Below are 23,016 nucleotides of genomic sequence, written 5' to 3'. Positions count from 1 at the left end.
TATTAAAAAAAGACGATAGATTTTAATTTTCTACCGTCCTTAAATATCCAAGCATTTTTTTATTTATGGTTTTCTTTTAAGAAAGCATCAATAGTTTTTCTTGATTCACTTTCTGCTTTATCATTGCTTTCAGTTGTCCCACCTGTTGCAATTCTAATTTTTCCTAAATTTAAAACACCATTGCTAGCAAATATATGCCCTGCTCCTTTATATGAATAAATCTTTGCCTTAGGGTTTTGTTCTTTTATTTTATTTGCCATAGCAAAACTATCCCACATCAAATCATCCTCGCCCACGATCATCAATATATTTGCCTCAACATCTTTTATTGGTATTAGTTTTTCTTGGCTTGTTGAGTCTTTTTCTATTGCACTATTATAAGTTTCTTTATAACTAATAGGACTTTTAATAATATTCGGAACAATAATATTTTTTAAAAATGAGTTAAATGATGATTTTTTTATATCTATATATGGAAGTTCCTTTCCTTTATATGTCCATGATGAACCATAATCTTTAAAATCTAGACCAGCGAAATTATAAGATGAAGGTGCTATTAAAATCAGATTATCTATTTCAGAATATTTGCTAGCCAAATTAAGGGCATATTCTGCACCTTTTGACGCTCCCAAAACGCTTATTGGTTTATTGTCTTTTATATTTTTATTTATATAATTGATAACATCTTCAAATTGTTCTAAAGGGATTTTTCTCAAAGTTTGTTCTTGGTTTTTCATGCCGAACATAAATAGTGCAAAGGTTTCATATCCCTCTTCAGCCAATCTTTTAGCAGTTTCAAAATTTGGACTTCCCTCAGAACCTCCAAAACAAATTACAAGACCTTTATGTGATTTTTCCTTAGGTACAAATCTAAAGCCTTGCATCCTACCCTCATCTACATAAGTTACATCAACTCCGTCAATATCTGTAGGATATAAACTTATATTAGTAACATCATTATAATATTCAGGAGATTTCAAAGCATTGGTATCTTTATACTTATAGTCATTATATATTCTAAGAATAAAAACTAAAACTACTAAAATAATAACTATTAAAAAGATTCTAAAAAATATTTTCTTCATTTTATTCCACCTCATTTCTATGAATTTCTATAACATCTTCAATTCTGCAATCCAATGCCAGGCAAATCTTTTCTAATGACTCTAAGTTCACATAAGAATTTTTGCAAATTTAATTAAATTTCATCATATTTCTTTTTTAATTTATCCATGTAGTCAAGGTCAATCCACTCCTCGCTAAAACCACAGGCAGTACAAATATACCTATCAACAGACACTGCCGACATAATTGTATGCCCAGTCATAATATTATTTCCAGTTCCATAAGCTCCAGCAGATCCTGGCACAAATAAAATATCACTTCCTCCACACTTTGGGCATTTTCTCGTATTTTTCATAAATTCTCCTTTTTTAATTCTTCCTTACTTTCATAATACCTCATATGCCAACCTCCGTGGTTTGTATATAGATATTATACCAAAAATATTTTTATCCTAACGTTAATTCATAATATTGTAATCAAACTGTTCCTGTTTATTTTTATTTTACAGCCTTTTCAATTTTGCAAACTATAGATATCTCTACAAAAAATACTGTATATTGTCCAAACTCAATTCTTACTACGATGTTCCCCCCACATTATTAAGTATTTTTTTACTATTGATAAGCCTAATACCATTTATTCTTTATAACAGGAAAATGTATCGCTTATATTGAGTTTGAAGCCTTAGCTTTTTTAACTACTGGAATTATAACTTGTACACAGGCATATCCCTCTGGAGTGTTAGATAGATATAGTTCTCCACCATTTTCTCGTATTACTCTTGCTGTGAAATACAATCCGACACCTTTTATATTTTGTGTGTAATTCTTTTTTTCAGAAAAGCCTTTGTCAGTTGCGTGGACTAAGGCAGCATCTGAAAAATGTGATCCAGAATTTGTGATTTTGTATTCGGCTTTCCCGTTTGAAACGATAAATGTTAGATGAATTGATTGGGGTGAATGACCATGCTCACAGGCATTAAGAATAATATTAGTTAAGGCTTGATGAATTGCACTTTCCTCTGTGGTTGTATAATCATCTGTATCTTGAAATTGGCTTTTCCACTCATTCCCATATTGCTCACTTAATATATGTCCTTCTTGATTTATTTTGAGATTTAAACTATCTAATGGCAATGGTTCCTTGACAAGTTGGTCGTTATTTTCATTACTAAGTTGTAGTTGCAATCTATCTGCTACCTCTTCCAATCGATTCAAATTAAAAATAATGGATTCGGTATATTTCAATAGATTTTCATTCATTTTTTCTTTATCATCGTCAGATAGGAATAGAGTTAATTGACTAAGATCTTCTTTCATAAACTCAGCATTTGCACGAGCAACGGTCAACGGAGAACGATAATCATGTAGCATTTGGGTTGTTTGTTCTCTTATTTTATGCTCACTATTCCAAAGTTCTTCTAATGTTGCTTTTAGATCAACACGCATGTGGTCCATAAGGTTCCCTAGCTCTCTAAACTCTGATATTGATAGGGAGGAAGGGACAGGTATATTTAGATCTCCATTTCCTATGGAAACAAGAGCTTTTTGTAGCGGTAATACATCTTTATAAATATGTCTGGTAACAGACTTTGCAAACCACATGGTTGGAATAAGAAGCGTAAGAGCAATTATGAAAATAAAAAGTGATTCTACTCTTGGAAGATGTGCATTTGCCCAATCTGAAGAATATAACACACCTATCCTGTATTTAAATACGCAGACTCTATTATTGTATACAACCTTTGAAAAATAGCCTTTAGAAAAAGGGATTTGTTTTCCATCTAAATAGTCTAAAGCATTCTCTTGATCCTCTATCTTCATATTTGAATTAATAACTTCATTTTCATTATTTAGCTGAATGTAGCCAATATTATCAGGTACCCAAGTTGAGTTGAAATTTTGGCTAGAAATGATTTTTTCCCTTAAGATTTCAACTTGTTTTTCTTCGTGGTTGGCAAAAGTATATAAATCATGTCTAACTCCATAGTGGAAACCGATAACCAATAAAAGAAAAAGAAAACAAATTATACCTATGAACACTAAGGAATATATAGATAATATTTTCCTTAGTGTATTTTTCTTAGAATATATATTTTTTATTCCCATTTGTAACCGACTCCCCAAATTGTTTTAATTGGATCAAGTTGATAAGTTGAAAATTTTTTTCTGATATTTTTTATATGTTCAACTATAGCTGCAGACTCAGATTCTGTCCAAAATCCACCGACTTGTTCGAGAATATGTTCTCGTGAAAAAACTTGTCCCTTATGTCTAGCTAAGAGTTCGCAAATTTCATATTCCATTTTTGTGAACTTGATAGTTTCTCCCTTTATTTGTATTTCTTTGGCATTCAAGAGAAAACGAATATCTCCAAAAGATAGGTAAGAATGATGAACACGCTCTTCCCTTCTTAGATGTGCTTTTACTCGACTGACTAATTCCAATGGTGTGAAAGGCTTGCGAATGTAATCGTCCCCGCCAAGCGCTAATCCCTCAGCGACATCTGCTTCTTTGGATTTGGCTGTAAGAAATAATATTGGACAATCTACTTTTTCACGGACATTTCTGCAAAGTTCAAAGCCATCTATATCGGGCATCATCACATCGAAAATCATCAAATCAAATTGATCGAGAGATAAACTTAAAGTTTCTTTTGCTGAGGCACAAGTATATACAGAGAATTGAGCACGCTTTAAACTTGTTTCAATAACAGATCTAATTTGCTCATCGTCATCAACTACAAGTATGTTTTGACCCATATATTCACCTCTCCTTTCATTAAATCTAGTCTGAGCCAAAAAGAGTACTTATATTATTAGAGCACTCTTAACATTCAAAATCATAGTATGATATGGAGATCTTGAACTTTTAAATAATTTAATATTATTCATCACTATTATCGGCTCTACCATCCCATTTATTAAACCATATAGGAATTAAAGTAACAAGTGCAATGGTTACTATGATACATATCAATAGACCATATCTCAGCTCAGCTGCAATCTTAAGAATATAATCTGTATGAAAAGTATCTAGAATCATTAGAGATGAAAATCTAGCTGCCCATGTTGGCGGAAGGTAATACCAAAACTTATCCAAAAGTCCAGTACATCCTAAAGCCCCAACAAGAATAAAAATTACTCCAGAACCTATTGACCATGACGTACCAAATTTAAAAGCGATAAATAGATGGATAGAAACTAGGCAAATAAGTGGAATAAGCATAAGAATAGTAGCCAAGACGTAGGATATGGTAAGCATCTTTCCATATAGCAAAGCAAATCCAGCAACAGCTATGATCAAACTAAGACCTGTCATAATAACCAATAAAATAACAAGTGATATTAGCATTTGAATTCTTGATTTTCCAACACATAAAATATTAAAAGAAGAACCCGCACGTTGTTCCTGCTGAACAATACCAGTACACAACATGACAACCAAGCAATCCATAAATAAGGATAAGGCTTGAAAAAATCCAGATATATTTTGTTCAATACTCCATGAAGAAACGGAATAATAAGAGATAAAAAGTCCTACACAAATAATTGGCCAAAGAATGGTTATATAAAATAGCGGACTTTTTACTATTTTATAAATATGCGAATGTAAACATTTCAACATCAAAATCACCTCGCTTCTGATTTTTTATAAAGGGTGGTGGAAACAATGGACAAAACCATCGTTAGTACCACAGATGCAACAATTGCAATTAAAACATCATAAGATTGTGTATAAATCAAATCTTCTTCAACAGGCAAACCATTAGGTAAAAGCCCTAAAATAGAAATCATGGAACGATTTACCCATGCCCATGGGCAAAACATCCAATATGGTTTTAGTGCTAAAAACACACCTGAAAAAGAAATAGCTAAATTTACCAATACCGAAAAGATCACCCCTAATTTTTTTGAAAGTATAAAGCTAAAAGGGATTTGCCACATGGTTGTAATAAACACGACTATAATCCCTAAAAATATCGAAGCAATACTTAATTGCTTAATTTGATTAATTCCAAACAAACTAAAAATAAATGGAATACAAACCACAGCAACACTTAATAGAAAACAGGAAAGAAGAGCATATCCTAATACAACCAAAAGTTTAGAGCTCCATATTTTTCCTTGAGAAACAGGTAGACAACGGATTGCACGAAGTCCGTGCTTTCCGTTATCTATATTAACAGCTGTTGCACTGATCAATGCGAATGTAGCAGGTAAAAAAACTACATAGTACCAGTTGAATAAATTCAAGGAAAAATAACCTTGTTGAACAATAGCCATTAGTGCTAAGCAAAGAGGGCTAGCAATAGCAATTCTTCTCGTTGCAGTTCTTTTTGTTTTCAAGAATTCGGCCATTAATATATTTGAATTACTCATTGAAGCCTCCTTGCTGATTACTAACAACTTTCATGAAAAGTTGCTCCAAATCCATTTTTGAATCAAATGCACCTTGATAACCTAAATGTCCTGATGCAATGATTCCAATATGATCTGCAATATGTTCGACTTCAGATAAAATATGAGAAGACAGAATTACAGTAGTTCCTTGTTGTGAAAAACCTCTAATAAGTTCTCTCAATTCCTTTATTGCAATGGGATCAAGACCATTAGTTGGTTCATCTAGAATTAAAAGTTTTGGATTACTAAGTAAAGCCAAAGCAATTCCTAATCTCTGCTTCATTCCCATTGAAAATTGTCCAGTACGTTTTTTACCTGTATTAGTAAGACCTACAATTTGTAAAACTTCTTGAATTCGCTCTTCTTCAATCCCTAAAGCTATTGATCGTACACGACAATTTTCATAGGCAGTTAAGTTTGGATATAGTGGTGCATTTTCAATCAATGCACCAATTTCAGAGAGATTTGAACGATCCCAAGGATTATTATTGAATATGATTTCACCAGATGTAGGCGTAATCATACCGCAAATCATCTTGAGAAGAGTAGACTTTCCGGCTCCGTTTGGTCCCAATAATCCATAAATTTTTCCTCTTGGAACATTGATATTAACGCAGTCCACCGCTTTTTGTTTCCCGAACTGCTTTGATAGATTTCTAGTTTGTAATATAAAATCATCCATAGTATATTTTCCTCCTTATCATTTCTTTACGTATGTAATTTTAGGAGAAAAAAATAAGGAAATTATAAGGATTTAAGAATTTCCATAGTAGGTAGTAAGTGAGCCTTTTATTTTTCGACATATAATCATCATATAAACTATATAGTAAACGTATCACTTTTAATCTTCTCATAATAGCTGACTAATATACCTATTTTTTTCTAAACCTTTAAATTCTCCTGTTTTTCTGCTCTCGTCTTGCCTTATACCTTTCCTCATACTCCTGTTGTTTTCCATTTGCTTTACGCTTTAGATAATTTTGATGAAGTCTGTCCCTTCTCTCATTAATTTTTCGTTCTTCTTCCTCAAGTTTTGATCGTTCTTCTTCGCTTAATTCTTCTTTTGGAACTTCATAATTTCCGATGAAGTTAAAATATATTTCTATCTTTTGCTTTGATGTTTGACTGCCTTTTCTATCCCTTTCATGAATGATTATCTTCTCTACAAACTCATTTATCATTGTGTTTGTTAGATCATCAAAGTTTTCATAACGACTAATAAGGGACATGAATTTTCTTACCCTATCTGTTTCATTTTCATATCTTGATATTTCAAGTTCTAAGTCTCCAATCTCTTTACTTAGAGCTCTTTGCTCTGTTTCGTATTGGCTATTAAGTATCTCATATCTACTGCTTGGTATTTTTTCTAGTATCATATCCTCGTAAATACGGCACATAAGCCTTTCTAACTCTTGTATCCTCGACTTATTATTAATTAGCCTTACTCTTTGTTTTTCTATCTCTACTTTTTCCTTTTCTTCCATTTCATTTTGAATGGAACGGGTAAAGGCTTCATTATCTTCATCAAGATAATTTTTTATATCTTTTAATGTTTCTTGGATAAGGTTTATGACTACTTCTGCTTTTATCCTATGAGCTGATGGACATAGCGTTCCGCAAGGTACTTTCTTATAATTACTGCAATTGTAATAAGGGATATTCTTGTAATTGCTTGTTCTATGAACATACATCTTACTACCACAATCAGCACAATACATTAGTCCTGTCAGTGGGTGATATTCGCCCCAACCGTCAGGATACCTTTTTACATTTCCTCTTATCCTTTGCACATTATCAAAGGTTTCTTGGTCTATGATTGCTTCGTGAGTATTTTCAAAGATGAGCCATTTATCTTCGGATACATATTTACTTTTCTTATCCTTGAAATGCTTTCTTGTTTTAAAGTTAACTGTATGCCCTAAGTATTCTTTTTTCTTTAAGATACTGGCAATTGTGGAACTACACCAACGATAAGGATATTCAAAGTTTTTGCTTTGATGTAATCCATATCCCATTTTTTGCTGATGATAAGCGGGTATATCTATCTTATCTGCTTCCAGTATCTTTGCTATTTTGTATGGTCCTGCTCCGTCCATTGTAAGATTAAATATTCGTCTTACTATCTCGGCTGCTTTTTCATCTACAACCCACTTATCTTTGTCTTTTTCATCTTTGATGTAGCCATAAGGTGGAGTGCTTGCCGTATGCTTTCCACTTTCTCCTTTTGATCTAAATGTAGATTGTATTTTTCTTGAAGTATCTCTTGCATACCATTCATTCATAATATTTCTAAAAGGGGTAAAATCATCTTCTCTGTAAAAGCTGTCTACATTGTCATTGATAGCAATCAGTCTTACGCCCTTTTGTCTTAATATCTCCATACATTGACCGACTTTAAGATAATCTCTGCCGAGTCTACTCATATCCTTTACGATGATACAACCGATATTTCCAGTATTTACTCCATTCATCATATCCATAAAGCCTGGTCTATCAAACTGTGTCCCGCTTATTCCGTCATCTGTAAAATGGATGATGTTAGTTAAATTATTCTTACTTGCATATTCTTCAAGGATTTTCTTTTGATTAACGATTGAGTTACTTTCTCCTTCAAGTTCATCATCTCGACTTAATCTCTCATAGAGTGCTGTTATCTTTTCAAAATTCCTCACTTTTTCCTCCTTTCTCTTAATTTCTTAAATAAAAAAGAATTAAGAAGTACATATTTCACTAAAACAGTGATTAAGTGTTCTCCTTAATTCTATTACTCCTGCTGCCAGCTTATATTTCTTATATTGCTTAACTGCAAAATGACTTGGGTCTTTCTTTTCAAGAGCCTCAAAAAGCCTATCAATGGGGTTCATATAGGTTTCGTCATCTTCTCTGACCTCACTTGCGTCAATCATATCCAAAAGCGTCTTAAAGTTCTTTTCTTCCTCTGGTGCTTCATAATAGATATAACCGATGAGAGCAGCGTAATATAGCTTTTCAGCCTTTACCCAAAAATCTTCTCCTGCCTTTTCTCCATCTCCCTTGGTGTTGGCAATAATTGTTTGAACAAGCTTTAAAATATCTTTTTCACTTCTCAAATAAGCAAAGGGATTGTATTTCATAGATTTTTTAAAGTTTATTGTGTTTAATATCTTTATGTTATATCCATTTTCATAAAGCATTTTTCCACACTCTAACACAAGTGTTCCTTTAGGATCTGTTACTACATAGGAAGAATGCATTTGCATTAGATTTGGCTTTACATAAAATCTTGTTTTACCTGATCCAGAACCACCTATTACTAATACATTTTTATTTCTAGCGTATTTAGGGTTTTTAGGTCTTGAGTTCATTGTTAGTCTTTCGGTATTAGTTATAAGAACATTGTTTTCAAACTTAGGGTCAATGTATGGAGCAATATCCTTGATTTCTCCCCAGGAAGCGTTTTGTCAAGTACCTTTTTATATTTATGGACGCTTGTCCTATACGGAATTTTAACTTTTAGTGAAAGAAAAACAGTAAACCTTTTTTGATTTACTGTTTTCATAAAACATATTTTCTTGACTATTATTTCTCATTCATATTTTTTTAATAAGCTGTTGAATACAATTACTCCTATACAAATTTGACTAATTAAATATGCTCCTAAGTATACTACAATGTGTTCGGTATCCATAATATCTAATACACCAAGAATTGAATACACCATGATAGAAATAGCTATAATCAACATTCCAATCCAATAAGTATATTTTCCTGCTTTATCCCTCAATTTTTGTTTTAGTTCATCTTGCTGTTCTATTTCTTCAATCTCCAATTTTTGTTGATACTTTTCCTTATTCTTTTGCCAATAAAAATATCGAGTTATAGTAACTATGCCACTACCTCCCAAAGCACCTGTCATACCATAAAATATCCCTGACATCTTATTGTCAAAAGCAATAGCTACATACAATGATATTCCGGCTAATATAATGTAAATTAGACCATAAATTAGATTACTTTTTTTCATGATTTTCCTCCTTTTCATAAGTAAATACTTCCTCTATTGTCTTGTTGAAATAAAGTGCTATTTCAAATGCTAAATCTAAAGATGGATTATATTTACCATTTTCTATCGCACTAATAGTCTGCCTTGAAACTCTTAATTCTTTTGCAAATTCTTCTTGAGTTAAACCATTCAGTTTTCTCAGTTCATCTAAATTGTTTTTCAAACACACCACCTTCCTTTTGTCAAGTTTCCTTTACATTATAATTGTAACTTCTTTTCTTCATATTGTCAAGTTTCCTTTACAAAAAATCATAACCCTATCTCGTTACTTTTTACCTGTGATAGTTCCTTTGAATGCTCCTGTAACTGCTCCATACAGGTTTTAACTTTTTCTGCCTGTGCTACTTCTTCTCGTATCTCTAATATTTGATTGTATAGGCTCTTTTTCTCTTTCTTCAAAGTGGCAACTTCTGATTTCCATTTACTGATGGCTAAGGTTTTACTTTCTCCTAAATGGTCTTTCAAATATTTCTTAGCACTTTCAAATAAAATGAGTTCTGCTGTATGCTCATTATAAAAATTCCCCTGTTTGCTTTTCTTTGTCTTGGTATAAGCTTTGTAGGTATCCTTGTACTTCAAATATTTTTCTGATTGGTCGATGAGCTTTGTTTTTTCATCAATCTTCTTCTCGGTATCTTTTAAGGCTCGTGTTGTCTTATAATTCTTATCTCTAAGGATAACTATATTTTCTTTAAGCTCGGATAATGAAGTGATGTTTTTCTCTTTGAGTAGCTGATAACTTTCAATATATTTTTCTATGTCTGCATTATTCTTATCTGCATTTTTACGGATAAGATTTTCAAAGATTGATTGTAAATTTTCTTTGGGTGGGAGGATGGATTTTGTATTTTCGCTCTCTGCTTTTTCTTCTTTTCCTATTCCTCTTATCCAATTTAGTAATGCCTTTATTCTTCTTGAAATTTCTCTTAAAATCATATTTTGATGTTTGATTTCTCGGTTGATATTTCCTCTGTCTGTGGCTATGCCTTTCTTCTCCATTTGGGTTGCTGACACTCCTAAATGAATGGTCGGTATTTGTTCTATCCCTTGTCTTTGATAAGAACGATGATCTACTTTCTCCTGTATGCTGTTTTCTTCAAGATATTTGTTTGTAATATCTGCCCATGCTTTTCGCCATTCTTCTGCCTTGTCTTGCTCGTTCCAATCTGTTGTATTTATCTTTCTTGTTTTGTAATTACCATTTTTAAGTTTTACTTTTTCTCCATTTTCATCAAGGATATATTCCTTTTTTGATTTTGCTCCCCATGTTGTATCTTCGTTTAGTGGTCGCATGGTAAGTAATATATGACAATGTGGGTTTCCATCATTTTTATCATGTAGGGCAATGTCGGCACACATACCTACTTTTACAAAATTTTCTTTTACATATTCTCGTACAAGATTTATTTGTTTCTCTCGGTCTAATTCTTTAGGTAAGGCTACTTCAATTTCTCTTGCAAGCTGTGAGTTTTTACTTTTTTCTATTTTCTCAACACTGTTCCACAATGTCCCTCTATCTAAAAATTCCTGTGGTGCATTTTGTGGTAAAAGAATTTCAGTATGTGCTATTCCGCCTTTTCTTGTAAAGTCATGCAGTTCGCCATCGTATTCATTTTTTATTTTTTCGCCACTTCGATAGGCGGAAGCTGCTACTGCACTTTTGCCTTTACCTCTTGAAATAATCTTTATACAAAGATGATATATCGCCATAAGAAAAAACCTCCTTTCCATTTTTCGATATGGTTACGGTGGCGATAGATAAGACTTCCTAAAAAAATCGGATAGCTTTTTATCCGATTTCTTTTGGGAAGTACACAAGGGGTAGGAAATTTATTTCCGTAGGGGAATGTAGTTCCCCTTTATCAGCGTGAGCTGATATGCCCTCTGCTAAGAGCCTTCGGAGAACGCACACACCTGTTAAGGTGTATATGTGCGCCCTTGTAAACAAGGGACTATTCCTCTATCTCCGTTTCTTCCTCTTGGTTTTCTATGTTTTGAGTTTCTGTTTCTTCTCTGCTTTCTATGATTTTTTGTATTTTGAGATTGGCTTCTTCTTTACGAATTAGAGATGTGATGAGCTGATAAAATTCATCTTTGGTTAAGTTCTTGCTTTCTGTAAATATACTTTCAAAAACTGCTCCTTTTTCATATATCCTTTTATCTCTCTTTTTTCTTTCTTCCTGTTTCTGCTGACTGATGAGCTTTTTTCTTTTGTTTTGCAACTGCTTGATTTCTTCATCTGCCATTAAGATTTTTTCTTCTATGTTTTTCATTTTCTCGTTTCCTCTCTTTCTAATTTTGGGCAATAAAAAACAGTAAACCTTTTTCGATTTACTGTTTCTGTGTTAGCTTTTTATTAATTCGTTAGTGATAAGAAAAAACTTTTTTAATCATATAACTTTATTATTTTTTGTTATAACATACTTATCTGTGATTTCATCACCATATTCCTTATCTTGCAGTTTAACTCTTTCATATAAATATACTTTCATTTCATCTATATTAGAAAATTTTACTGCTACATATGGTTCTTCAGGATTGACCTTTTCAAATAAGAGAAAACCATTTTTCATTTCAAATAGTGTTGCAGAATGAGCCATAGCGATTTGATTTCCAGACTGAATCCAAAGCCCTACAAGAGAATAAGAATTTTCTTTAAATAAAACACCGTACTCCTCAAATCTTTTATTTATTGCTTCTGACATATCCTCTTCAGTACAATTATTTTTAATTTCTATGGGATTAAAAAGTGTAAAATACTTTTCTATATCTTCATTATTCCAATCTAACAGCGGAAACGGCTCCAATTTTGTATTATCACCCTCAACAGGTTCTCTGCCAAAAATAGTCACTCCATCACTATACAGCCACGATTCATCTTCATTCCAACAAGCAAAATTTTCTCTTGGCAATGTTTTATTTATCGTAATGTTTTCTTTATTTAATTCAAAAGCAACAATTCTACATAGCACATCAAAATAATCTCTATTATTTTTTCTAAACCACTCTCTTGACATTGTAGGATAATCGCTATAATAGACAGTTTTATCTTGTATTGTAGTAAAATCTCCAACTAAAGAAAAGGCTTCGCAATTATTCATTACTGCATTATAATCGTTCACCCATTCCAAAACTTTATCAACAGATTTATTATCAATCCCTGAATTTTTAAATACCGATTTAATTTCGTTAAGTGCCATTTCACTATTTAAATTTGAATATGTTAACCCTTTATTAGTTTTGTCCTCAATTTTAGATATGTTTTTTTCTTCAAGTATCTGATTTTCATTATTCGTTTCGTTAGCTAAATTCTGTTTATTTGAACATCCACCAAAAATATTTACTACTAATAAAAGAGATAACATTAAAATTACTATTTTTTTTGTTTTTACATTTTCCATCGTTTTTAAATCAAGTTCCTTTTCAAATACAATTATTAATATTATATCATTTTTTAGGCATTTTTTCTACTGCCATATTTCCCACTTACTCGTTACTATCCCCTTTAGAATGTATTACTTTGAATAACTTATCTTGAAAAGTTTCCTTGCTCTTTTTGTCAAAATATATCTCTGTTACAAAGGTCTTTCCATTTATCTTTTTTGTAAGAATGCCGTCAGGCTTTTGGGATTCTTCTTGTTCTTCTTCGTGTGTTTCGTTTACTTGAGTGTTCGTATTTTCTGCCATTTAGTTCCTCCTCTCGACTTGCACAAAAAAAGATTTCCTGTGATTAGGAAATCTTTTTTGCGATTGGTTGATATTTAGTTTTAAGTTGTTGCCTGTAGTAACTTCTTTTTTGCTCTGTATTCTCTTGCTTTTAATTTCTCATACTCTCGGCACTTTTCAAGGTTTTTGGCTCGGTATGCTTTTGAATATTCTCTATGATAGGCTCGTGATTTTTCTTTCTTTGCTTCTTCAATTTCTTCCCTCATCTGTAGCATTTCCTCTTCTGTAGGCTCTATCTGTTTTGTGAGTTCATTTTCAAATTTGCCGATATAGTTAAAATAAACTTCTATTCGCTGAACTACATATTTTGCTCTTTTTACATCTCTTTCATGCACTACGATTTTACTGATAAACTCATTGATAATGGTAGGGGTAAGTTCTTCAAAGTTTGAATAGCTTTCTGCAAGTCTGATAAATTTCTTTGCCCTTTGACTTGCATTTTCACATTCGGATAAGCGTTCTTTGATTTCTTCTTTTTCTCCTTTTAAGGTGTAGTATTCTTCTGCATACTTTCTTGATAACTGCTCATAGCGTTCTGTATCCATATTTCCAAGTGCATTATCTTCATAGAGTTTATTCATCACTCTTTCTATCTGTTCCATTCGATCTGTGATTTGTGGCATACGCTTTTGATTTTTCTTGACTTCCTCGGTCTGCTCTTTATACAGACTTTTCTTTACAAGTTTCTCAAACTCTGTTTTATTTTCTAAGGAATACTGTGCTATTTTTCGCAAGACTTCTGCGATGTTTTCCATAACTTCATCTACATCAATACGATGTGGGGAGTTGCATTTAGGGTGCTTTGCTTTTCCTTTGGCATATTCACTGCAATAGGTTACATGCTGTACTTTTCCGTTTTTGTGTATGGTGCGAATGTGCATTTTTGTTCCGCAATCTTTACAGTACATCAAGCCTGAAAGTGCGTGAATTTCTCCGTCTCCGTTTGGTCTTTTTACAGGTGCGTTTTTTAACATACGCTCTACATTTTCAAAGGTAGTTCTATCTATTATCGGCTCATGCACATTTTCTGTTATCTGCCATTTGCTTTTATCTACATAATGGTTTCTCTTATCTCTGTAATGCTTTTCGGTCTTGAAGTTGACTACATCGCCACAATACTCTTGTCTTTTCAGTATGCGTGTTAAAGTTGCCTTGTTCCAGTTATATCTATTTTCTTCGTTTAATGGTTTGTTTTTTGCTGTTCCTCTGCCTTGTTGTTTCATATAAAAGGTTGGGGTTAGTATTTCTTTTTCTTTCAGGTAAACAGCTATCTGATTTCTGTTTTTTCCCTCCATAAATAGCCTAAAAATGAGTTTTACAACTTCGGCAGCTTCTTTGTCGACTATCCAATAATCTTTGTTCTCAGGGTCTTTTATATAGCCGTATGGGGCTTCTGTTGCAACAGGCTTTCCGTTTGCTCCTTTGGTCTTAATTCCCGTCTTTACTTTCTTGCTGATGTCTCTTGCATACCACTCTGACATGATGTTGATAAAGGGAGCAAATTCCAATGTATTTTGGTCTATGCTATCTATACCGTTGTTGATGGCGATAAAGCGTACATTGTTTCTTCGAAATATCTCCATAGCGTTTCCGACTTGAAGATAATCTCTTCCCCATCTTGTCATATCTTTCATGATGACAATACCGATTTTGCCTTGTTCTACATCGTTTATCATCTGTGTATAGGCTGAACGGTCAAAGAACCTACCGCTTTCGTCATCATCGATATAGTGGCGAATGTTTATCAGCTTTTTATCTCTTGCATACCTTTCTAAAAAGGCTTTTTGATTTACAATACTATTACTCTCGCCACCGTCTCTATCTTCATCACCAACTGAAAGGCGGGAGTATAGTGCTGTAATTTTATTGTGATATTCTATCATGGCATTATCCTCCTTTTCTCGTGTCTATATATCACTCCTGTTCAGTTAATATTATGCAACCCATCTTGCAGATCCATATTCCTTGCCTTGCCTATATTTCTTTTTGTTTTTACCTTTGCTATATACTATTAGCTTAACAATGGCAGCAACTGAAATACCTACTAATAAGTCCCTTGGATTAATACTTGGTATATAGGATAAAGTTCCTATATCAGAAATTCCCACCATTATTCTATCAATAATATCTCCTCCTACATAAGAATTGATGTGCTTAGAAAAAATATTTCCAATGTAGAAGAATGATAGATAGGGAATGTTTGATAATATAAATTTCTTTGGGTTGTCTATTTTAATTAGGTTTTTAATATCAGAAAGAATGGCTTCTAATATCTTATTCATCGTAGAAACCTTCACTATCTAATAAAATTAGTAGGTAGTGTCTTCCCTTTGGTGTTATTAATGTTTGTATTCCTACAAGTGTACCTAGTGGATCAATCCATTCTTTTACTTCAAAATATCCCTTGTTCTTATCTGCATAAGGTAAGAGTTTCTTTTTCTTATCTCTGTAAATTAATCCCTTATCCATTAGAAAACTTATAAATTGATTTTGTGGTATTCCTAACTCTTTGGCAGTATTTCTAAAGTTTGTAAGTAGGTTATAATCTACTAATTTGTCATAATAATCTGCCTTTGGTCTTAATTCTTCAATCTCTTCTTCTCTTTCGGCAATAATTCTATTGGCTACAAGAATTGCATCTGCAAGTAGCTCTTCGTTAGTTTTCTTTTCTTGACCAGCTATATATCCTCCATTTTTTCTAATGCTCGGTAAAACTTCTCTAGTTACCCAAGCTTTGAATATTTTTGCTTGTGGTAGTTTTGATGAAAGGATAAGTGAATACAATCCTGATTCGTTAATTATTGAAATGTTCTGTATTCCTCCAGGGGTGTTCCATTTCGTTACACCCTTATCTTCTTCATCTACATGGTCATAAATAGCTTTTCTTGGATTAACATAACCTAACATAGTTGCTACTTCATTTGCTATAAAGAAAAACTCACCGTCTTTTTCTATAACAGTGAGTCTTCCAAAATTCTTATTTTCAAATGTTTTTAAATTACTTATCATAAGCTTTGCTCCTTATGTTTATTTTTAACTTTATCTTTACTAATGGTATCCTTAGCCATATCTTTAAACTTATTTATAGTCTTCGTTATTGAATCTTTTCTATCGGCCTTTCTTTCAGAAGCCTTAACTGCTTTTTTAAAGGCGTGTTCCATAACTTTTATATCCTTAGATTAAAAAAACACAGAGTGGTTGCCAGTTTCCTTATCTTTCATAATAGAAAACTTCACTCCATGTTTATTTAAAATTTTCTTTAGTTCTTTTAACTCAGGATCTTTTAGATTAATTTCTTCTAACTGTCCCTTTTTAACCATATCTTTTAGTTTTACTTCTTCTCCATTGTTTTTTATTACATTTTTCAAGCCTCCTTGTTCTTCTATTTGCTTGTGTACTTTCTTTAAGGCATCAAGAATTGCTTTACTTGTTGCTTTTGCAAGCCTGACTTCAAGATTAAGACTCGACCTAGATACTTCTTCATTAATCATCTATTCCACCTCCATATAAAAGTAACTCTTTGTATTTTCTTAACTTCTCTTGATGGATTTTTCTTCTAAAATCTTCTCCCGTAACTTTAACTGGTATTGTCATTTCAAGTATTCTTGAATATATCCTCTGATACTCAAGGTCAATGTTTGGATTTTGAATAATTTCCAATGATAAGTTTGTAGTAAAAATTGTCGGCCTACCCTTTAAGTATCTTGAGTTTATAATGTTATATACTTGTTCTCTTGCATAAGATGTATCCCTTTCAATTCCAAGGTCATCTAATATTAACAATGGAATATTTGATAGGTTATCTATAATTTCGTTTGAATCAACCTTAAATGCAGATTTTTGTATTTGATTTATTACCTGAGATAAATTCAAAATCTTAACTCTAACTTGTGTTCTTTCGATTAATTCATTTGCTATTGCACAAGCAAGGTAAGTTTTTCCACTGCCAACATCTCCATAAAATAAAAGTCCAACATTGTCTTCCTTCATTTGTTCAAAACTTTTAGCATAATTGTAAGCAACCTTGTAAGCTTGACCTTTTTCATTTAGGAATTTCTCAAAAGTATATTGGTGTTGGTTTGGCGATGAAAAACAATCTCTTTTTAGCGATGATATTCTCGTTAATATTTCTCTTTCTGCATTTTCCTTATCTCTTTTTATTTCACATTCACATTTAATTCTTGGAATAAACTTTGTAAATCCAAGGTCAAGTAATTCTCCATCAACTCTTTTACCGCATACCTTGCAATAGATATGTCCATTTCTTTCAATATCATTTTCTCTTAATACAAAATCTTTTAAGTTTTTCATAAACTCTCTCCTATATCGTAATTCATTTTTCTTGTTGATTTGTCATTCATGCTTTTCGCTTGATCATTAAGATACCAATTGATTATCGTTGCCTTGTGATCTTGATAAACTCTGTTGTTTGCTTTCATATACGATGATAATCTATCAATGTACTCACTAATTCTGCTTTCTAACTCATTTGTTAAGTCCTTGTATTCTTCATCAGTCAAAAATATATTTTTATATATTCCATAAGGCTTTTGCCCTTTATTAAAATCATTATTTCTTAACTCATTATTACTAATATTGTTATAGTTACCTTCCGATTTTCGAAAATCTTGACTTTCGATATTCGAATCTCTTGAATTTCGATTATCGAACTTCTGGAATTTTGTTTTTCGAACTTCTTGATTTTTTAATTCCATATTATTAAATATGCTCATAAAGTCTTTAACATAAATTCTATTAGGCTTTCCAAGTCCTTGTCTTTTCTTTTCAATCAGTCCTATTCCTGACTTAATATCAAGTTCAGCTATTAATTTGTTTGCTTTTTCACTGGCACAATTAAATTGATCTTTTATACTTTCTATTGTGTAGTAAATAAAAACTTTTCCGTCTTCATCTATCCAGCCATTTTTATATGAAAGACCCATTCGATTAAGCATATATGAATACAAAACTTTNGCTTTTTCACTGGCACAATTAAATTGATCTTTTATACTTTCTATTGTGTAGTAAATAAAAACTTTTCCGTCTTCATCTATCCAGCCATTTTTATATGAAAGACCCATTCGATTAAGCATATATGAATACAAAACTTTAGCTTCAATAGAAATGCTCTCAAAAATCTCATCTTCCATTAATACCATAGGTAACCTAATAAAGTTATACATTTCAGATTGCCTATTATAAAAATAATCAAAATTCATCCTTACCTCCTTTCTTTGAAATAAAAAAAAGACGACAGAATTATTACTTTCTATCGTCTACGATTGTCTAATATTTATTTTTCTTCAAATTGAGTTTATTGTATATTTTAATAATTCTAATAATCCAATAACATATATACCTAATTTAGGTAATCCAAATGGACTAAATAAAAATGCTAATATTAGTGCTTCAATTACAATTTGCTTATCTCCTTGAAATATGCTAGCTAATCCAATTATAAAAATTAAAGTAGAAACTACGCTTAACAACGCAGTACTCAAACTTAATATAAAAGTGAAAAAAGCTATGAGCAAACTCAACACTAATCTTATCGGTAATAAAATTATTCTAATTATCCATCTCATACATACCCCTAAAAATTAAACTGGGATTCGTAACAAACCCCAGTTTCATAATTAGCGTGTTCTTTAATATAATTTTGATCCTGCTGGAATATTATCATCCAACACTATTAAGTTAAGTTTTTCTTCTCCGTCGTACTCACAAATTGCAGATATAATCATACCTTCTGAGTCGATTCCCATCATCTTACGAGGAGGAAGATTACAAATCGCAAGTAGTGTCTTTCCAATTAAGCTCTCTGCGCTGTAATATTCCTTAATACCAGATAAAATAACTCTTTCTTTTTCAGAACCATCATCTAATGTAAATTTCAATAGTTTTTTTGACTTAGGAACTTCTTCGCAGTTTTTAACCTTTACAACTCTAAAATCAGATTTTGAGAAAGTTTCAAAGTCTACCATATCTTCAAATAATGGTTCAACTTTCACTTTTGAAAGGTCAATTTCTTCTGTCGTAAGTTTGTCGTAAATTTCGTAAGTTTCTTTTGACAAACCCCCATTTTCTGCCTTTTCTAAGCCTATTGGCTTCATTGTTGGGAATAGTAGGACGTCTCTAATTGAGTGTTGGCCTGTTAAGATCATTATTAGTCTGTCGATACCAATTCCAAGTCCACCTGTTGGAGGAAGTCCTACTTCTAGGGCATTTACGAAGTCATAGTCCATCATTTGGGCTTCATCATCGCCAGCTTCTCTTTTTCTAACTTGGTCTAGGAATCTTTCCTTTTGGTCTTCAGCATCATTTAGCTCTGAGAATGCGTTGCCTATTTCTGCTCCAGAAATAAAGGCCTCAAATCTATAGGTTAGGCTTCTGTCGTCGTTCTTTCTTTTAGCTAGTGGTGAGATTTCTACTGGGTAATCAGTTATGAAAGTAGGTTGGATTAGGTTTTCTTCTACATAAGCATCGAAGAATTCTGCTATGATTTCTCCCCTTGTTTCCTTAACTTCTACACCCTTTTCCTTAGCAATAGCTATTGCTTCTTCGTCAGTTTTAATTTCATTAAAGTCTACACCAGAATATTCTTTGACAGCTTCTATCATTGGAATTCTCTTCCATGGAGCCTTTAGTTCTATTTCTTGGCCATCAAATTCTACTACAGTTGTGCCCTTTACCTTTTTAGCAATGAATTCAACCATGTTTTCGGTGATTTCCATCATGTCTTCATAGTCTCCGTATGCTTGGTATAATTCCATAGCGGTATATTCAGGGTTATGGGTTGCATCCATTCCTTCGTTTCTAAACATCCTGCCTATTTCATATACCCTATCAAAGCCACCAACGATAAGTCTTTTTAGGTAAAGCTCGTTTGCTATTCTTAGGTACATATCTATATCAAGGGTGTTGTGGTGGGTTATAAATGGACGAGCTGTAGCTCCACCTGCTATTGTATTTAGGATTGGAGTTTCAACTTCTAAGAAGCCCCTATTATCTAAGAATTCTCTGATTGCGGATATGATTTTTGACCTTTGCATGAATACATCCTTTACTTCAGGATTTACTATTAGGTCTACATATCTTTGTCTATATCTTAAATCTGGGTCCTTTAGGCCGTGCCATTTTTCTGGTAGCATTTGTAGGGCCTTGGTTAAAAGGTCGCTTTTTGCTACTTCTATTGATATTTCACCTTGGTTGGTTTTAAATACCTTTCCTTCAACACCGATTATATCACCGATATCGTATTTTTTGACATATTTGAAGTCATCGCCGATAACATTTTTTCTATTTACTACTTGAATTCTGCCAGATTCATCTTGCACATCCATAAAGCTCATGTTTCCGTGGCCTCTTTTGGCAAGAATTCTACCGGCTACTCTTACAGTTTGATCTTCATATTTATCAAAGTTATCCTTGATTTCTTTTGAGTCTGTTCTGTTTTTAAAATTTACTATTCTGTGTGGGTCTTTGCCCTCTTCTTTTAGATCATGGAGCTTTTCTCTTCTGATCTGAAGCATTTCATTTAAATCTTGTGTGTTATCAGCCATTTTCTCTCCTTATTTAATACCTTTAATTACAAAATACATTTTACCATTTGGAGTTTCAACTTCTACCCTATCGCCAACCTTATGGCCAATAATAGCTTCTCCAACTGGTGATTCGTTTGAAATATATCCTTCAAGAGGATTTGATTCAGCTGTTCCTACTATCTTGTATTCTACTTCTTCTTCAAATTCTTCATCAAAAAGCCTTACAGTATTTCCGACTCCAACTATATCAGAGTTTTCTACTACTTCGATAGTTTTGGCATTTCTGATCATATCCTCAATTTTCATTATCCTAGATTCTACTTCACCCTGTTCATTTTTTGCTTCATCGTAGTCAGCATTTTCTGAAAGGTCTCCAAAGCTTCTAGCAATCTTGATTTTTTCTGCCATTTCTGGACGCTTTTTGGTTTTTAAATACTCTAGTTCATCTTCTAATTTTTCTAATTTTTCTTTAGTTAATATTACTTCTTTTTTCTCTGTCATTATATTCACCTAATTTTTCTTTATATTCGTCAAGCAGGTCAAAAATTTCCTTGCTTGTACATATCTTATTTACCCTATCTCTGTATTCGCTAGACATATATAGGCCTTTTATATACCAGCCAACATGCTTGCGCATTTGATTTATTACAAGTCTTTCATCCTTAAATCTTAGGGCAAGTTCGTAGTGATCTTTTATCTGATTTATTATATCATCAAAACTTGCTTTTGTGTAAGAACCAGTTTTTATATAGTCTTTTATATAAGAAAATATAAACGGATTACCCATTGCACCTCTGGCAAGCATGACTCCATCAGCTTTTGTTGTATTAATAATTTCTATAAAATCTTCTACGCTGAAGCAGTCACCATTTGCAATTACCGGTATTTTTACAGCTTCTTTAAGCTTTCCAATAGCATGCCAGTCGGCCTTTCCTGAATACATGGCCTTCCTAGTCCTTCCATGAAGGATTAGATAGTCAGCTCCTGCCTCTTCCATGGCCTTACCATTTTCTAGATAATTTATATGGTCATCATCTACGCCAAGCCTATATTTGATATTTATCTTCTTATCAGTTGCTTCTTTAAGTGCCTTTGTAATCTGATAAACTTTTCTAGGATCTTTTAGAAGGGCTGATCCTTCGCCATTATTAAAAATCTTTGGAGCTGGGCAGCCCATATTAAAGGATATTTCCTCAATATTTTTAAGGGGATTTATTTTTTCCTCAACTACCTTTTTAATCTTGTCTATATCAGAACCAAATATTTGAATGTTGGCCTTTTTTTCTAAATCTGATATGTACATGATATCCTCTGTGGCCTTGTTGTCATAGACTAGGGCGTTGACTGATACCATTTCAGTAAAGGTCTTATCTGCCCCATGCCTTTCACATATTATCCTAAAGGCTGTATCTGTGACTCCTGCCAGAGGAGCTAGCATTATTTTTTTATCTGTTAATATTTCTGTCATAGATTATTTTAAGCCCTTCAAGCATTAAATCTGGTTCTATGGTTTCTATATATTTACTTGATTGAGAAATTAATTCTGAAAATCCACCAGTAGCTATGACATTGATATCTTCTCTTTTGATACCGAGTCTTTCTATGATTTCATCTTCTATTGTCTCTATTAACTTATCAATCATTCCTATATAACCTATTACAATTCCTGCGTTGATGGCTTCTGATGTTGATTCTGTGATGGCTGTAGTTGGTTGTTTAAGCTCTATTTTTGGCAGCTTAGCTGTTTTTCCAAATAATCCATCTTGGGCAATCCTTATGCCAGGGGCAATTGATCCACCAAGATACTTACCATCACCTGTTATAACATCTAAGGTTATGGCTGTACCCATATCCACTACTATGGATGGACCGCCGTATTTTTCATAGGCTGCTACAGCATCTACTATCCTGTCAGCCCCAACCTCTGTTGGATTTTCGTAGGCTATGCTAATTCCTGTGTAGGTAGTATGATCTACTACCTTAGCTTCCTTGTCAAATAGCTTCCTATTTGCAGATTGCCAATTGTAGAGCACATCTGGTACTACACATGATATGATTGTGTCGTTGATATTTTTTATATCAAAGCCATGAATCATAAACATATTAAATAAAGTAGCAACTAATTGATCGCTGGTGCTTTTCAAGTCAGTTGCCACTCTAAATCTAGCCTTTAAATTTTCATCATCATAGACACCTATTACAGTGTTTGTGTTGCCAATATCTATAACCAGTAACAT

Annotated in this window: 23 protein-coding genes and 5 pseudogenes; all 28 read right to left on the bottom strand. The window is 32.7% G+C overall.

What is annotated here, in order from left to right; translation table 11 throughout:
* Window positions 1-59: 59 nt before the first annotated feature.
* Window positions 60-1,085 (bottom strand): alpha/beta fold hydrolase, encoded by a 1,026-nt coding sequence (locus C8269_RS00785; RefSeq protein ID WP_002839676.1) that lies wholly within the window; start codon window positions 1,083-1,085, stop codon window positions 60-62.
* A gap of 1 nt (window position 1,086) precedes the next feature.
* Window positions 1,087-1,176: a helix-turn-helix domain-containing protein gene (locus C8269_RS00780; protein WP_232500932.1), complete on the bottom strand. Its 90-nt coding sequence runs from the start codon at window positions 1,174-1,176 to the stop codon at window positions 1,087-1,089.
* A 22-nt stretch (window positions 1,177-1,198) separates the two neighbouring features.
* Window positions 1,199-1,420 carry a hypothetical protein gene (locus tag C8269_RS00775; protein ID WP_002839698.1) on the bottom strand — a complete coding sequence of 74 codons (222 nt, stop codon included), beginning with the start codon at window positions 1,418-1,420 and terminating at the stop codon, window positions 1,199-1,201.
* 310 nt (window positions 1,421-1,730) lie between these two features.
* Window positions 1,731-3,173: a sensor histidine kinase gene (locus C8269_RS00770; RefSeq protein WP_072469668.1), complete on the bottom strand. Its 1,443-nt coding sequence runs from the start codon at window positions 3,171-3,173 to the stop codon at window positions 1,731-1,733.
* Window positions 3,164-3,826 (bottom strand): response regulator transcription factor, encoded by a 663-nt coding sequence (locus tag C8269_RS00765; RefSeq protein ID WP_040397490.1) that lies wholly within the window; start codon window positions 3,824-3,826, stop codon window positions 3,164-3,166. Before C8269_RS00765 ends, C8269_RS00770 begins: the two co-directional genes overlap by 10 nt.
* Window positions 3,827-3,950: 124 nt before the next feature.
* The gene (locus tag C8269_RS00760) at window positions 3,951-4,691 is read right to left on the bottom strand and encodes a lantibiotic immunity ABC transporter MutG family permease subunit (protein WP_072469669.1); all 741 of its coding nucleotides are present in this window, start codon (window positions 4,689-4,691) and stop codon (window positions 3,951-3,953) included.
* A 5-nt stretch (window positions 4,692-4,696) separates the two neighbouring features.
* A complete protein-coding gene (locus tag C8269_RS00755) occupies window positions 4,697-5,446 on the bottom strand; it encodes a lantibiotic immunity ABC transporter MutE/EpiE family permease subunit (protein WP_072469670.1) in 750 nt (249 codons plus the stop codon).
* Window positions 5,439-6,149 (bottom strand): lantibiotic protection ABC transporter ATP-binding protein, encoded by a 711-nt coding sequence (locus tag C8269_RS00750; protein ID WP_072469671.1) that lies wholly within the window; start codon window positions 6,147-6,149, stop codon window positions 5,439-5,441. Before C8269_RS00750 ends, C8269_RS00755 begins: the two co-directional genes overlap by 8 nt.
* A 200-nt stretch (window positions 6,150-6,349) precedes the next feature.
* Window positions 6,350-8,139 (bottom strand): annotated as a pseudogene (locus C8269_RS00745) (DUF4368 domain-containing protein).
* Between the two features lie 96 nt (window positions 8,140-8,235).
* Window positions 8,236-8,904: pseudogene (locus C8269_RS00740) on the bottom strand (type IV secretory system conjugative DNA transfer family protein); the annotation flags it as partial.
* A gap of 128 nt (window positions 8,905-9,032) precedes the next feature.
* The gene (locus C8269_RS00735) at window positions 9,033-9,470 is read right to left on the bottom strand and encodes a hypothetical protein (RefSeq protein ID WP_106459980.1); all 438 of its coding nucleotides are present in this window, start codon (window positions 9,468-9,470) and stop codon (window positions 9,033-9,035) included.
* Window positions 9,457-9,678, bottom strand: a complete 222-nt coding sequence (locus C8269_RS00730) for a helix-turn-helix transcriptional regulator (RefSeq protein ID WP_106459979.1) — start codon at window positions 9,676-9,678, stop codon at window positions 9,457-9,459. Before C8269_RS00730 ends, C8269_RS00735 begins: the two co-directional genes overlap by 14 nt.
* A gap of 80 nt (window positions 9,679-9,758) precedes the next feature.
* Window positions 9,759-11,219, bottom strand: a complete 1,461-nt coding sequence (mobQ, locus tag C8269_RS00725) for a MobQ family relaxase (RefSeq protein WP_106459978.1) — start codon at window positions 11,217-11,219, stop codon at window positions 9,759-9,761.
* A 242-nt stretch (window positions 11,220-11,461) separates the two neighbouring features.
* Window positions 11,462-11,782 carry a DUF3847 domain-containing protein gene (locus C8269_RS00720; protein WP_106459977.1) on the bottom strand — a complete coding sequence of 107 codons (321 nt, stop codon included), beginning with the start codon at window positions 11,780-11,782 and terminating at the stop codon, window positions 11,462-11,464.
* Window positions 11,783-11,899: 117 nt separating this feature from the next.
* Window positions 11,900-12,910, bottom strand: a complete 1,011-nt coding sequence (locus tag C8269_RS00715; RefSeq protein WP_106459976.1) for a DUF4300 family protein — start codon at window positions 12,908-12,910, stop codon at window positions 11,900-11,902.
* 85 nt (window positions 12,911-12,995) lie between these two features.
* On the bottom strand, window positions 12,996-13,196 hold the full coding sequence (locus C8269_RS00710) for a transposon-encoded TnpW family protein (RefSeq protein WP_106459975.1): 201 nt from the start codon (window positions 13,194-13,196) through the stop codon (window positions 12,996-12,998).
* Window positions 13,197-13,276: 80 nt separating this feature from the next.
* On the bottom strand, window positions 13,277-15,118 hold the full coding sequence (locus tag C8269_RS00705) for a recombinase family protein (protein WP_106459974.1): 1,842 nt from the start codon (window positions 15,116-15,118) through the stop codon (window positions 13,277-13,279).
* 60 nt (window positions 15,119-15,178) lie between these two features.
* Window positions 15,179-15,517: pseudogene (locus C8269_RS00700) on the bottom strand (VirD4-like conjugal transfer protein, CD1115 family); the annotation flags it as partial.
* Window positions 15,510-16,244 (bottom strand): BRO family protein, encoded by a 735-nt coding sequence (locus C8269_RS00695; protein ID WP_106459973.1) that lies wholly within the window; start codon window positions 16,242-16,244, stop codon window positions 15,510-15,512. The gene C8269_RS00695 and the pseudogene C8269_RS00700, both read right to left, overlap by 8 nt.
* Window positions 16,241-16,726: pseudogene (locus tag C8269_RS00690) on the bottom strand (PcfB family protein). Before C8269_RS00690 ends, C8269_RS00695 begins: the two are co-directional and overlap by 4 nt.
* Complete coding sequence (locus C8269_RS00685) at window positions 16,719-17,546, bottom strand: ATP-binding protein (protein ID WP_106459972.1); 828 nt, start codon at window positions 17,544-17,546, stop codon at window positions 16,719-16,721. The pseudogene C8269_RS00690 and the gene C8269_RS00685 overlap by 8 nt, the downstream one beginning before the upstream one ends.
* Window positions 17,543-18,265 carry a replication initiator protein A gene (locus tag C8269_RS00680; RefSeq protein WP_442778137.1) on the bottom strand — a complete coding sequence of 241 codons (723 nt, stop codon included), beginning with the start codon at window positions 18,263-18,265 and terminating at the stop codon, window positions 17,543-17,545. The genes C8269_RS00685 and C8269_RS00680 overlap by 4 nt, the downstream gene beginning before the upstream one ends.
* 81 nt (window positions 18,266-18,346) lie before the next feature.
* Window positions 18,347-18,454 (bottom strand): annotated as a pseudogene (locus C8269_RS11130) (replication initiator protein A); the annotation flags it as partial.
* A gap of 84 nt (window positions 18,455-18,538) precedes the next feature.
* The gene (locus C8269_RS00675) at window positions 18,539-18,820 is read right to left on the bottom strand and encodes a CD1845 family protein (RefSeq protein ID WP_094208758.1); all 282 of its coding nucleotides are present in this window, start codon (window positions 18,818-18,820) and stop codon (window positions 18,539-18,541) included.
* A 63-nt stretch (window positions 18,821-18,883) separates the two neighbouring features.
* Window positions 18,884-20,797, bottom strand: a complete 1,914-nt coding sequence (gene lysS, locus C8269_RS00670) for a lysine--tRNA ligase (RefSeq protein ID WP_106459971.1) — start codon at window positions 20,795-20,797, stop codon at window positions 18,884-18,886.
* A gap of 9 nt (window positions 20,798-20,806) precedes the next feature.
* Entirely contained in the window at window positions 20,807-21,280 is a 474-nt protein-coding gene (greA, locus tag C8269_RS00665) for a transcription elongation factor GreA (RefSeq protein WP_106459970.1), read from the bottom strand.
* Window positions 21,249-22,247, bottom strand: coding sequence for a tRNA dihydrouridine synthase DusB (dusB, locus tag C8269_RS00660; protein ID WP_106459969.1), 999 nt, complete (start codon window positions 22,245-22,247; stop codon window positions 21,249-21,251). Before dusB ends, greA begins: the two co-directional genes overlap by 32 nt.
* The gene (locus C8269_RS00655; RefSeq protein WP_106459968.1) at window positions 22,225-23,016 is read right to left on the bottom strand and encodes a type III pantothenate kinase; all 792 of its coding nucleotides are present in this window, start codon (window positions 23,014-23,016) and stop codon (window positions 22,225-22,227) included. The genes dusB and C8269_RS00655 overlap by 23 nt, the downstream gene beginning before the upstream one ends.

It is taken from the genome of Anaerococcus sp. Marseille-P3915 (assembly GCF_900258475.1).
In the GTDB taxonomy this organism is placed as follows: domain Bacteria; phylum Bacillota; class Clostridia; order Tissierellales; family Peptoniphilaceae; genus Anaerococcus; species Anaerococcus kampingae.
The sequence above is the reverse complement of the archived record's forward strand: the minus strand, read 5'-3'. Positions and strand labels throughout refer to the sequence as shown.

Excerpts from the sequence above, each read along its gene's own strand:
- C8269_RS00785 (WP_002839676.1), bottom strand. The coding sequence starts at position 1,085 with ATGAAGAAAATATTTTTTAGAATCTTTTTAATAGTTATTATTTTAGTA.
- C8269_RS00775 (WP_002839698.1), bottom strand. The coding sequence starts at position 1,420 with ATGAAAAATACGAGAAAATGCCCAAAGTGTGGAGGAAGTGATATTTTA.
- C8269_RS00770 (WP_072469668.1), bottom strand. The coding sequence starts at position 3,173 with ATGGGAATAAAAAATATATATTCTAAGAAAAATACACTAAGGAAAATA.
- C8269_RS00765 (WP_040397490.1), bottom strand. The coding sequence starts at position 3,826 with ATGGGTCAAAACATACTTGTAGTTGATGACGATGAGCAAATTAGATCT.
- C8269_RS00760 (WP_072469669.1), bottom strand. The coding sequence starts at position 4,691 with ATGTTGAAATGTTTACATTCGCATATTTATAAAATAGTAAAAAGTCCG.
- C8269_RS00755 (WP_072469670.1), bottom strand. The coding sequence starts at position 5,446 with ATGAGTAATTCAAATATATTAATGGCCGAATTCTTGAAAACAAAAAGA.
- C8269_RS00750 (WP_072469671.1), bottom strand. The coding sequence starts at position 6,149 with ATGGATGATTTTATATTACAAACTAGAAATCTATCAAAGCAGTTCGGG.
- C8269_RS00735 (WP_106459980.1), bottom strand. The coding sequence starts at position 9,470 with ATGAAAAAAAGTAATCTAATTTATGGTCTAATTTACATTATATTAGCC.
- mobQ (WP_106459978.1), bottom strand. The coding sequence starts at position 11,219 with ATGGCGATATATCATCTTTGTATAAAGATTATTTCAAGAGGTAAAGGC.
- C8269_RS00720 (WP_106459977.1), bottom strand. The coding sequence starts at position 11,782 with ATGAAAAACATAGAAGAAAAAATCTTAATGGCAGATGAAGAAATCAAG.
- C8269_RS00715 (WP_106459976.1), bottom strand. The coding sequence starts at position 12,910 with ATGGAAAATGTAAAAACAAAAAAAATAGTAATTTTAATGTTATCTCTT.
- C8269_RS00710 (WP_106459975.1), bottom strand. The coding sequence starts at position 13,196 with ATGGCAGAAAATACGAACACTCAAGTAAACGAAACACACGAAGAAGAA.
- C8269_RS00705 (WP_106459974.1), bottom strand. The coding sequence starts at position 15,118 with ATGATAGAATATCACAATAAAATTACAGCACTATACTCCCGCCTTTCA.
- C8269_RS00695 (WP_106459973.1), bottom strand. The coding sequence starts at position 16,244 with ATGATAAGTAATTTAAAAACATTTGAAAATAAGAATTTTGGAAGACTC.
- C8269_RS00685 (WP_106459972.1), bottom strand. The coding sequence starts at position 17,546 with ATGAAAAACTTAAAAGATTTTGTATTAAGAGAAAATGATATTGAAAGA.
- C8269_RS00675 (WP_094208758.1), bottom strand. The coding sequence starts at position 18,820 with ATGAGATGGATAATTAGAATAATTTTATTACCGATAAGATTAGTGTTG.
- lysS (WP_106459971.1), bottom strand. The coding sequence starts at position 20,797 with ATGGCTGATAACACACAAGATTTAAATGAAATGCTTCAGATCAGAAGA.
- greA (WP_106459970.1), bottom strand. The coding sequence starts at position 21,280 with ATGACAGAGAAAAAAGAAGTAATATTAACTAAAGAAAAATTAGAAAAA.
- dusB (WP_106459969.1), bottom strand. The coding sequence starts at position 22,247 with ATGACAGAAATATTAACAGATAAAAAAATAATGCTAGCTCCTCTGGCA.
- C8269_RS00655 (WP_106459968.1), bottom strand. The coding sequence starts at position 23,016 with ATGTTACTGGTTATAGATATTGGCAACACAAACACTGTAATAGGTGTC.